The sequence below is a fragment of the Enterococcus sp. E4-150 genome, from assembly GCF_035726465.1.
Taxonomy (GTDB): Bacteria; Bacillota; Bacilli; order Lactobacillales; family Enterococcaceae; genus Enterococcus_B; species Enterococcus_B faecium.
In genome coordinates, this window is the sequence record NZ_JAPRGK010000007.1 from 14,689 (window position 1) to 25,739 (window position 11,051).

Sequence of the window (11,051 nt, forward strand, 5' to 3'; positions counted from 1 at the left end):
CAAATACTGTTCCAATCCCTTCTCTTTAGTTAAATTGTTGCTAGAATGATGAAGTTGATAATGAATAAAATATCAACGATCCACAAAGCAACAGAAACTTGATTGTATTTTCCTTTGATTACTTTCACAATTGTATAGAAAATAAATCCTGCTGCAATCCCATAGGAAATGCTATAGCACAATCCCATAAAGATCGATGCAAAGAAGGCCGGTAAAGCTTCTTCCATATCTAGCCATTTGATGTCTGCAAAAGAAGCCATCATCATTACTCCAACTAAAATCAATGCTGGCGCAGTTGCTTGATTTGGTACAATGGCGATCAGTGGAGAGAATAAACTACTTAATGCGAATAGCACTGCCACTACTACTGAAGTCAAACCAGTACGTCCACCGGCCCCGATCCCAGCTGCAGATTCGACATAAGTTGTTGTATTCGATGTACCAAAGATAGCCCCCACAGAAGTAGCGATCGCATCGGCAAATAGTGCTTTATCCATTTTTGTTTTGAACCCACGACCATCTTCCAACGCGATCTCGTCTTCTTTTGAGAAAATACCTGTGCGGCGTCCTGTACCGATAAATGTTCCGATCGTATCGAAAGTATCAGATAAACTGAATGCGATGATCGTCATCAATACTTGAGGAATCTTGGAAGAATCACTGAATAAAGATTGCATGCCTTCAGAACCAAATGCTGCACCGAAAGTTGTTCCTAATTCTTTAAATGAATTACCTAACGAATTCGTTTGCCAATCAATGGAACTTAAATCAACAACACCCATAAAAATACCAAGGACTGTGGTCGCTACGATACCGATAAGAATAGCCCCACGGACATTTTTTACAACTAAAATGGCTGTCAGTACCAAACCAATCACAGCCAATAAGATAGGAGCGTTGTCAAAGTTGGCTAACGCAGGGACGATTCCACCATTTATCGTAACATTTGTCGCTTTTCCGCCTTCAACGACAGAGCTCGAAATAGCTGACTGGTCTGCTGAAAAAGATAAGAATCCTGCATTTTTGATTCCGACATACGCAACGAAAATACCGATCCCGCCACCAATCGCATGTTGAAGACTTTCGGGAATCGCCCGAATAATCATTTTTCGAATATTTGTGACAGTAATAAAAATATTGATTAATCCGCAAATAAACACCATTGCCAAGGCTTGTTGCCAAGAATAACCAAGCCCAAAAACAACCGTAAAAGTGAAAAATGCGTTCAATCCCATACCAGGTGCCTGAGCATATGGTACATTTGCGAACAATCCCATTACCAGCGTACCAATAATCGATGCAATGATTGTCGCTAGAAATACTGCTTGGAAGGGCATACCTGATGCTGACAAAATCGTCGGATTTACGAATAAGATATAACTCATGGCAAAGAATGTCGTTACTCCCGCCATTATTTCAGTTGATACATTTGTATTGTTTTTCTTTAAACCGAAAAACTTTTCCATAAAAAGTTCCACTCCCTGAATTTTTTTCTGATGGAAAACTATAATAATAAAAAATAAGTAAAATAGGGCAAATCCATCGAACAATTTCAAATTATATAGACGTTTCATTCGCTTTTCAACGTTTTTTTAACAAAAAAAGCGAAAATAATACTTAACGTTCGTGTCTAGCTTGTGTTTAGCTATTTATATAGCCATAACTGTAGTTTTTGTTAGGAATAGCTGATTGCTCTTGTTAATTACCTAAAATATGCTAGACTAAAACAAATGCTAGTTGAGGAAAGAAGGACCCTTATTGAATAAAAAATTAATTGCCATCGATCTGGACGGAACTACCCTCAATCAAGATTCGATGATTACATCTAAAACAAAAGAGACTCTGAAAAAAGCAATCAATGCCGGTCATCATGTCAGTATTGCTACAGGACGCCCATTCCGAATGAGCCATCAGTTTTACCAACAATTAGAATTAACAACACCGATGGTTAATTTTAACGGCGCATTAGTACACATCCCTAATCAGCACTGGGATGGTGAAAGAGAAACGTTGATCAATCGTGAAATCGCTTTTGAAATCTTATCGCAAAAAAAGCAGCTAAATTTAGATTTTATCGCTGCTGAAAATCGTGATACTTTTTTTATTGACAGTTTTGATTTCTTTGATGAAAAAATTTTTGCTTCTTCTCGTCCAGGAGAGAAGAATTTGCTTTCTCCTAAAAATTTGACGACAAATCCTACATCTTTGCTTGTCCGAACAGACAAACGTTTTGCAGGAGCTGTATCTGCTGAATTAACACGTCAATTTGGCAGTTATGTCGATGTTCGGACATGGGGTGGACCTACTGCCATCTTAGAGATTGTTTCAAAAGGAATCCAAAAAGCAAAAGGCGTGCAAGAAATTGCTAACTACCTGTCTATCGATCAAAAAGACGTCATTGCCTTTGGTGACGAGCATAATGATTTGGAATTGTTGGATTATGCAGGTTGGGGAGTAGCTATGGCTAACGGTACTGATCAACTCAAAGGCATTGCAAATGATGTCACTCCTTTGAGCAATCAGGAAGACGGTTTAGCTGTTTATCTGGAAAAACTACTTAAACTATAATAGAGAATTAGATTCCACAAAAAAGAGGTTGTGACAATTTTTGTCACAACCTCTTTTGCCGAGTAAACGGTGTTCTCCTGCCAACTCCTCAATCACAAGTCACAATATTCATAAAACATGAGAAGCTGTTTTTTTGAACTTGTTCCTTGTGACTCGGAGCTGAACGGCAGGCCCACGACCTCTTGATAAACGGCGTTCAATCAGCTGTCCTTCGGTATTAGCTCAAAAACGGCAAAATATGAGAAGCTATTTTTCCGTTTTGTTTCTCTAATACTCAGGTCAGGGCGCTGATTTCACAACCTCTTCCTTAAACGGTGTTCAAAAGCCAGTTTCTCGGTATGAAGTCAAATTTAAGCAAAAATGTGAGAAGCTATTTTCACAAAATTTTTCTTCATACTCGAAACTAAGCGGCTTTTTCACGACCTCTTTTTTATTTTGCCATGAACATATCATAATACGCGTCCATTATTTCTTTAGCAATCGTCAAGTTCATGTGGTCTTGTTCGTCTAATAAGTTCGGCAAGACAACACTGATGGCAATTTCCGGATTGTCTGTTGGTCCGTATGCCACGATATTACTATTGACTGTCGTAATATCTGGATGACCTTCCGCAACCGTTTCTGCAGTCCCTGTTTTTGCGGAAAGGTCCATTTTCGCACTGGCTAATGGTTTGGCTGTTGTGTAAGGATCGGTACCATGGACAACTTGGTGGAATCCTTCACGGAGGATCGCCATATTTTCTGCAGAAATATTGACCGTATTTTCTACTGTTGTGCCAATTTCTTTCTTCACTTCACCCAAGTTTCCATTTTCGTCATTGCCATAGATCGCTTTGACTAGGTGCGGCTGTACTCGTTTCCCGCCATTAGCGACTGTTGAAGCATATTGAGCTAATTGGATTGGTGTATATGTGTCAAACTGTCCAAATGCCAAATCGGTAAAGTTACCTGGAGTATACCATTCTTTGCCATTATCCGCATTGAACTTCTTCATATAATCAACAGAACGTGAGATCCCAGGAGATTCATTCGGCAAATCGATCCCAGTCGTTGTACCAAGACCAAACTCTTTGAAAGAGTCTCTCAATTGCTGATAAGCTTTAGCTTCTTCATCTAAACTAGGTAGTCCCATTCCAGGTGTATAGTCTAGTCCTAACATCTTTAACGCCACTTTGATCATATACGTATTAGAAGACAATTCCAATGCTTTGACTGCATCAAGAGCAACTTGTCCGCTTCGATTAAAGACAGAGCTTTTTTCTGAAGAACCTTGCAGACGAATCGGCTCATCAATCAAAACTTGATTTCCGCTGATCGCGTTACTTGCCCAGCCTGCTGTCAAAGTACCAGCCTTGACTACAGACCCTGGAGCAAAGGCGCTAGTAATCGTGCCTAAAGCATTCTCGGTGATTTCTTTGGAACCTTGTTCATGACTGAAACCAGTCATTGCTAGCACTTCTCCTGTCTGAGGATTCATAGCCACTGCATAAGCACCAGGCGAATACTGTGCTTTGCCGTTGTTGATCAATGTTTGATAATTCCTTTTCAAAATTTCTTCTACTTTTGATTGGAATTCTGCATTCATAGATAACATTAAATTAGAACCTTTTTCCCCAGAGAAGATTTCTTTTTGATTCGAAACATTTCCTTCATTATCAAGGGAAACTTCATATTGGGTTTTGGTTCCTTGCAGGACATCTTCATATTGTTTTTCCAAATAACTTTGTCCTACACGGTCATTCCGAGAATAACCTTTTGCTAGGTATTTCTCTGCTTCATCTGCTGGAAGTCCTTGCTTTTCAGTCGTCACACTGCCAAGAATACTTTTCAGTGAACTTGCTGCATTATATTCTCGTGTCCAGTCTGTGCCAGTCGAAACTCCTGGAAGTTCAGAAGCGCGTTCTGCCACAACAGCTAACTCTTGATCAGTAACACCAGAGTTTTTGATATAGACAGTGTTTAATTCATATGCACTATTCATCCGTTTAAAGATGGTAGCAATTTTTAATTGCTCCTCGTTTAAATTAATCTCATCAGCTGTGACTTTATTGACCATCGCACTATATTGTTCGCTGTTCCCTAATTGCTTTTCTTTTTCCGAAAGTCTTTTTGTGGCTTCTTTCAAATGTTTGGGATCAGCCAGCCAAAAATCTTTTTTATCTCTATCTGTCAGATTTTCATCTACCGGAACATCGATCAGCGAGTTCAGCTTCGTTGCGATTTCAAGCAAATCTTTAGCCGTAACTTGTGTTCCTCTCGTATATGTGATGGCCTGATTCGCTTTATTCGTAACTAAAGCTTTTCCTGTGGAGTCGTAGATCATTCCGCGAGGAGTACTTTCTTGGACCGTAATCGTAGAAGTAGACTTCACTCGCGCCTCCATCTCTTCGCCGTTCACGATCTGCAAATAACCCAATCTAGCAATCAACGCAACAAATAACGTAAATATAATGAAAAAAAGAAAATTTAAGCGAAAAGGAACATGGGACCGGCGAAACGTTTTGTTCTTAGGTTCTTGTGCACCTTTTCTTATTTTTTCTAACCAAGAAGTATTTAATTTTTTTTTCATAAAATCTTTCATCATTTCCTATCCTTCCGCCTATTTACATTCATGCTTCATTGTACCCAAAAACTTCTTAATAAAAAAGAAAAAATGGGCGGAGCAAGAAATTCTTTACCTAATTTCAAGATAAAATCAACTTTTTGTTTCACAGCAATCACTTAAAGTTACATATCCAACTATTTTTTTCATTAAAAAATAAACTTATTTTTGAAAATTATGTTTTCTTAAGTCGTGAAACACTTTGGTGGATCATTTATTTGTGGAAAACTACGTTTTGTTATTCTAAAAAACTTATATAAAAAATAGTAAGGTTTTTATTTCGAATCCATAAAATATTCTTGGATTGCTTCTCGTGTTTTTTTCACTTTTTCGCTAAGCTTTTCGTTTTTAGCCATATAGAAATAAAAAATGATATCGATCGTAGCAAATTGGGCCAAAAGTGAATTAGTTGCCGCACTTCGATTCGTGATTTCTTTTGGTCTAGATGTTTGTACGAGTACATCGGCTATCTTGCTAAGCGGGTTATTTCCAAATTGCGTCAACGCAATGATTTCGATATTCATGCTTTTCGCCAGCTCGGCTAATGCGACTACATCTGCACTTCTACCTGAGTTTGAAACAAGCCAAAGCACTTTCTTTTTCTCATTGCTGACAAGTTGCGGGAGCAAGACGTGGATATCTTTTTCAAAAATGATTGGCTTACCGACACGAGACCATTTTTGCAGAATATCTTCTACTACTAAAGAAGAGGCGCCAACCCCATATAAAAAAACAGTCTCTGCCGATTCCAAACACTCTACGACTTTTTGGATCGTTTCTTCTTCTAGAATATCTACTGTTTCTTTTATCGCTACTTGTGCATTGTTACCAAGTTTGTTTTTGATAGAGTAAAAGGACTCATTTGCTTCTATATCACTAAAACCTTCATCGATTCCAGTCTGTAGTTCTGTTGAAATCGTGATTTTGAAGTCCGTCAGACTTTGAAAACCGATTTTTTTGGAAAAACGTACAACTGTCGGCGCACTCAACCCGGAAGCTTCTGCTAATTCATTAGCTGTCATTGTAGGGACCTTCTCAATATTACCGATAATGTAGTTGGCCAACTTTTTTTCTGCTGAAGAATAATCTTCCATCATACTTTCAATACGACTAATTACGCTCATAAGTTCCTCCACCCTTTTAATGATAGTCTATGTAAGTATACCATATCAGACCCTTATTCACGGTCGTATACTGGATAAAAAAACAAAAAAACAATCCGCCCAACAGAATATCTTATCCCATCAATCCCACAGATTCTATTGAGCATCTGTGTCTTTGAGGAATACCTGTTATCTATTGTTCGGATTGTTTTCTATCTACTACTTTTTTACAGGAAATTTACCTATTAGTTTTCTCTGCTGTAATTTTTGACTTCTGCTTCCATAGCATCAATAAAGATATTCAAATCTTCTACAGCTGTTTCTTTACTTCCATAACGACGTACGTTCACTGTTGCATCTTCCAATTCCTTGTCTCCAACAACCAATTGGTAAGGGATCTTTTGTGTTTGAGAGGCACGTATCTTATAGCCCATTTTTTCATTACGATCATCAACTTCTACACGCAACCCCTTCATTTGCAAACGTTCTTTGATTTCATAAGCATAATCGCCATGTGCATCAACAGAAACAGGGATGATTGTTGCTTGTATAGGTGCCAACCATGTTGGAAAAGCGCCTTTGTATACTTCTGTTAAATAAGCAACAAAACGTTCCATTGTAGAAACGATTCCGCGGTGGATAACTACTGGACGATGCGTATTTTCCCCGTCTTCTCCAACATATGTCAAATCAAAGCGCTCTGGCAATAAGAAGTCTAATTGTATAGTTGATAATGTTTCTTCTGTACCAAGAGCTGTTTTGACTTGAACATCTAGTTTTGGTCCGTAAAAGGCTGCCTCGCCTTCTGCTTCAAAGTAATCTAGTTCCAATTCATCCATAGCGGCTTTCAGCATTGCTTGGGCTTTTTCCCACATTGCGTCATCATCAAAATATTTATCTGTATTGTTTGGATCGCGATAGCTCAAGCGGAAACGATAATCTGTAATATTGAAGTCAGCATATACTGCCACCATCAATTCAAGCGTACGTTTAAATTCATCTTTGATTTGATCAGGACGAACAAATGTATGACCATCATTCAACGTCATTTCTCGTACACGTTGTAAACCTGACAAAGCACCTGATTTTTCATAGCGATGCATCATTCCTAATTCAGCGATACGAATTGGTAATTCACGATAAGAATGGATCGTGTTTTTGTAGACCATCATGTGATGAGGGCAGTTCATTGGACGAAGAACAAGCATTTCGCCATCTCCCATATCCATTGGCGGGAACATGTCTTCTTGATAATGATCCCAGTGTCCAGATGTTTTGTACAACTCAACATCTCCCATTATTGGTGTATATACATGTTGGTAACCTAGACTAACTTCTTTGTCTACGATATAACGTTCGATCGTGCGTCGGATTGTTGCCCCTTTTGGAAGCCAGAATGGCAAACCAGAACCTACTTCTGGGGAAACCATGAACAAGTCAAGTTCTTTTCCTAGTTTACGATGGTCTCTTTCTTTTGCTTCTTCACGGAGACGGATATATTCTTTCAAAGCTTTCTTGTCAAAAAAGGCTGTCCCGTATACACGTTGCATCATTTGATTGTTTGAGTTTCCACGCCAATAAGCACCTGCCACTGATAATAATTTAAATACTTGTATACGGCCAGTGGATGGAACATGTGGTCCACGACACAAATCGATGAATTCGCCTTGTTGATAAGCAGTAATCACTTCTTCTTCTGGCAATTCACTAATCAGTTCTACTTTGTACGGATCACTTGCAAAAATTTCTAATGCTTCCTGTTTTGAAAGAACACGGCGTTCGATTGGCAGATTTTCTTTGACGATTTTCATCATTTCTGCTTCGATTGCCGGCAAAACTTCTGCAGTTACTTGGTTTTGTCCATTATCTGTATCGTAGTAAAACCCTGAATCGATAGCTGGTCCAACGCCAAAGTGGATATTTGGATAGAGGCGACGCATGGCTTGGGCCATCAAATGAGCTGCTGAATGACGGACTAAGCCAAGTGCATCTTCATGGTCTGGTGTGATGATCTCAATACTTGCATTTTCCTCGATTGGACGAGTCAAATCAACGAGTTTTCCGTTCACTTTACCAGCTAAAGCTTTTTTTGCTAAGCTTTTTGAAATGCTTTCAGCAATTGCCAATGTTGTTGTTCCAGACTCAAATTCTTTAACTGCACCATCTGGAAAAGTAATTTTTATCATAATAGTTTCCTCCTTGAAATGTTTTGATTGATCAGATCATCAAGCTGAAGAACAAAAAAATCCTAGCATCTCTTGAAAAGAGATACTAGGACGAAAAGTTCGTGGTTCCACCTAATGTTCAAACGCAAATGCGTTCCTCAAGCGTTGTAACGGTCCGACCGCCCTTGCTTCAACAAGGGTTTCGAAAGTGGTCATCCTTTGGTTTTCTCCTGGAAAAGTTTCAGCCTAGCTTTTCCTCTCTTATCGAAGACTCTCAAATTCAGTTGGCTTTCTCATCAATCAATTATGTGTTTATTTAACCACTAATAAATAGAAAAATCAAGTGGGAAACTAAACTTATTTTTTCCATTCCCCATTTACACCGTATGTTCCTTTTTTCATCTCATTGATGATGACATGGATGTGTTCTTTTGGTGCCTGCGTGTTTTTATGAACAGCTTCCGTGATATCTTTCATCATATTTTCTAATTGTTCCGGACTGCGGCCTTCTACTAATTCGACATGTACGAATGGCATAATGCTCTCTCCTCTTTCTGATCGTTCTTTTTTCAACTCGATTCTATCATACTATGTTTGTCTTGGGTACTGAATCAGGAAAAATGGCTGGATCTTTTTTTGCTCTCAAGGCACTCAAAATAGAGACCGTATCCACGACTTCTTGCAAAACAGCTCCGAATAATGCGGGGATTAGTCCCGTACTTGCAATTAACATCAAAAAAATACAAATAAAGATGCCAATCAGTACAGATTGTTTCGCTATTCTCATCGTATCTTTTGAGATCACTACTGCTTTTGCTACACGTAAAAGATCATCTTTCAAGATGACCGCATCTGCACTTTCACTAGCAGCTGTAGAACCATGAGCTCCCATTGCAATGCCGATATCTGCAACAGCAAGTGCTGGTGCGTCATTCACGCCGTCTCCTACCATCGCAACAGGTCTTTGATCTTTAGGGATACTTTCTAAAATGGTCAGTTTATCTTGAGGCAAGCAACGGGCATGTACAGAATCTAATCGGACTTTTTCTGCAATCGTTTGAGCAATGGCAGATCCATCCCCGGTGATCATCATCAAATTTTTCACATCAAGTTTTCTTAGCTCCTTGATTGTCTTTGCTGCTTCTGGGCGAATCTGATCCGAAAATAGGATCGTTCCTGCAAAAGATCGATCAATTGTTACATAGATTGCTGTATTGGACGTTTCTATTTCTTCAGCTGAAACAAAAGAGGCACGTCCAATCTTTACTTCATGATTATTGACTACTGCTTGTATTCCTTGACCGGTCACTTCTTTCAGTTGACTAACAGGATACAGTTGGCTGTTTTTCACGTTGTTCACTAACGAACGAGCTAAGATATGGCTAGATTCCTGTTCTGCACTAGCTGCATACAGAAGTAGCTCTTCTTTTTTTATTCCATTGACTGGCTGAATCGCCTCTACTTCCAATATCCCTTTGGTAAGCGTTCCTGTTTTATCAAAAGCAATCGTTTTTGTACGTGCGAGCTTTTCAATCGTTGTTCCAGTTTTTACAACGATCCCGTTTTTACTTGAACGGCTCATTCCTGCAACTAAAGCAATGGGCGCAGCTAGAATCAGTGGACAAGGTGATGCCACTACCAGTACCTCAGCAAATCGTAAAGGGTCTTTTGAGAACCACCAAGAAATACCACCGATCAAATAAGCAATCAACGTGAAAGGGACTGCATAACGATCAGCTAAACGGACAAATCGGGCAGGCTTTTCTTTTGATTCTTCGACTAGTTTAATAATCATTTGATACTGGCTGTCTGCGGCACGTTTTTCAGCGATCATTTGGATCGATCCGTCTCCATTTAAAGACCCTGACATAATCTGATCTCCAGGTTTCTTGGTTTCCGGGCGGGACTCACCTGTCAAAGAAGATTCATCGACCGAAGATTCTCCTTTGGTCACTCGACCATCTGCGGGTACAAGTTCGCCAGGCTTGACTAGTAACTGGTCATCAATATTTATTTCATCGATTACTATATCCTGCAATTTTCCTTCTTTGAATCGATGGGCAATTCTTGGGGTGTTATCTAACAAAGACTGCAGTTCTTTACCCGCTCGTTTATTCGCGTAATCCTCTAGACTATCTCCGCCCGTAAGCATGATCAATATCATCAAACTAGCCCAGTATTCTTTGACGGCTAATGTTGCAAGGATTGCGGTAATCGCTAATACATCTACGCCATATCTTCCTGAACGTAACGTCTTGATCATTTCCAAAAACATCAAGAAGGCGAGAATCCCTCCAGTAAATGCGACAATCGCAAATGCAAGGGCTGGCTGGTGAAAAACAAATTCACTTAATAAAGCTATCCCACCAATAAGCAAAGTAAGTAAAAATTTTTTGAAATGTGTCATTGTTTTTTCTCCTCTTTTATGTGACTTAGAGAGGTTAGTAATAAATTTCCAGCTACCTCTTTCATCTTAAGCATAGTCCTTGACTAGCACTTTTTAAAACAATAGGCCTTAATTGAAAACAACTATCACTATCAGCGTTTCCAAAATTCATCAGTTCTACAAACAAAAATATTCAGCAAGGATGACTTTTTCGATTCATCAGTTAA

Annotated in this window: 7 protein-coding genes; 1 reads left to right on the plus strand and 6 read right to left on the minus strand. The window is 39.1% G+C overall.

The window, feature by feature from the left end:
• Positions 1 to 29 precede the first annotated feature (29 nt).
• Positions 30 to 1,466 (minus strand): NCS2 family permease, encoded by a 1,437-nt coding sequence (locus OZ002_RS07395; protein WP_002295362.1) that lies wholly within the window; start codon positions 1,464 to 1,466, stop codon positions 30 to 32.
• Positions 1,467 to 1,758: 292 nt separating this feature from the next.
• On the opposite strand from OZ002_RS07395, the gene OZ002_RS07400 reads away from it, so the two are divergent.
• Positions 1,759 to 2,568 carry a Cof-type HAD-IIB family hydrolase gene (locus tag OZ002_RS07400; protein WP_002296740.1) on the plus strand — a complete coding sequence of 270 codons (810 nt, stop codon included), beginning with the start codon at positions 1,759 to 1,761 and terminating at the stop codon, positions 2,566 to 2,568.
• A gap of 430 nt (positions 2,569 to 2,998) precedes the next feature.
• Here the strand turns inward: OZ002_RS07400 and OZ002_RS07405 are convergent, their stop codons facing one another.
• From OZ002_RS07405 to OZ002_RS07425, 5 genes are all read right to left on the minus strand, one after another.
• A complete protein-coding gene (locus OZ002_RS07405; RefSeq protein WP_002332036.1) occupies positions 2,999 to 5,152 on the minus strand; it encodes a peptidoglycan D,D-transpeptidase FtsI family protein in 2,154 nt (717 codons plus the stop codon).
• Between the two features lie 293 nt (positions 5,153 to 5,445).
• Positions 5,446 to 6,294 (minus strand): MurR/RpiR family transcriptional regulator, encoded by an 849-nt coding sequence (locus OZ002_RS07410; RefSeq protein ID WP_002287653.1) that lies wholly within the window; start codon positions 6,292 to 6,294, stop codon positions 5,446 to 5,448.
• Positions 6,295 to 6,518: 224 nt separating this feature from the next.
• Positions 6,519 to 8,459, minus strand: coding sequence for a threonine--tRNA ligase (thrS, locus tag OZ002_RS07415; protein WP_325083019.1), 1,941 nt, complete (start codon positions 8,457 to 8,459; stop codon positions 6,519 to 6,521).
• 336 nt (positions 8,460 to 8,795) lie between these two features.
• A complete protein-coding gene (locus OZ002_RS07420) occupies positions 8,796 to 8,975 on the minus strand; it encodes a 2-hydroxymuconate tautomerase (RefSeq protein ID WP_002287649.1) in 180 nt (59 codons plus the stop codon).
• 46 nt (positions 8,976 to 9,021) lie between these two features.
• Positions 9,022 to 10,845: a heavy metal translocating P-type ATPase gene (locus OZ002_RS07425; RefSeq protein ID WP_156249162.1), complete on the minus strand. Its 1,824-nt coding sequence runs from the start codon at positions 10,843 to 10,845 to the stop codon at positions 9,022 to 9,024.
• Between the last annotated feature and the right edge of the window lie 206 nt (positions 10,846 to 11,051).

Coding starts and splice junctions, on each gene's coding strand:
- OZ002_RS07395 (WP_002295362.1), bottom strand. CDS start 1,466: ATGGAAAAGTTTTTCGGTTTAAAGAAAAACAATACAAATGTATCAACT.
- OZ002_RS07405 (WP_002332036.1), bottom strand. CDS start 5,152: ATGATGAAAGATTTTATGAAAAAAAAATTAAATACTTCTTGGTTAGAA.
- OZ002_RS07410 (WP_002287653.1), bottom strand. CDS start 6,294: ATGAGCGTAATTAGTCGTATTGAAAGTATGATGGAAGATTATTCTTCA.
- thrS (WP_325083019.1), bottom strand. CDS start 8,459: ATGATAAAAATTACTTTTCCAGATGGTGCAGTTAAAGAATTTGAGTCT.
- OZ002_RS07420 (WP_002287649.1), bottom strand. CDS start 8,975: ATGCCATTCGTACATGTCGAATTAGTAGAAGGCCGCAGTCCGGAACAA.
- OZ002_RS07425 (WP_156249162.1), bottom strand. CDS start 10,845: ATGACACATTTCAAAAAATTTTTACTTACTTTGCTTATTGGTGGGATA.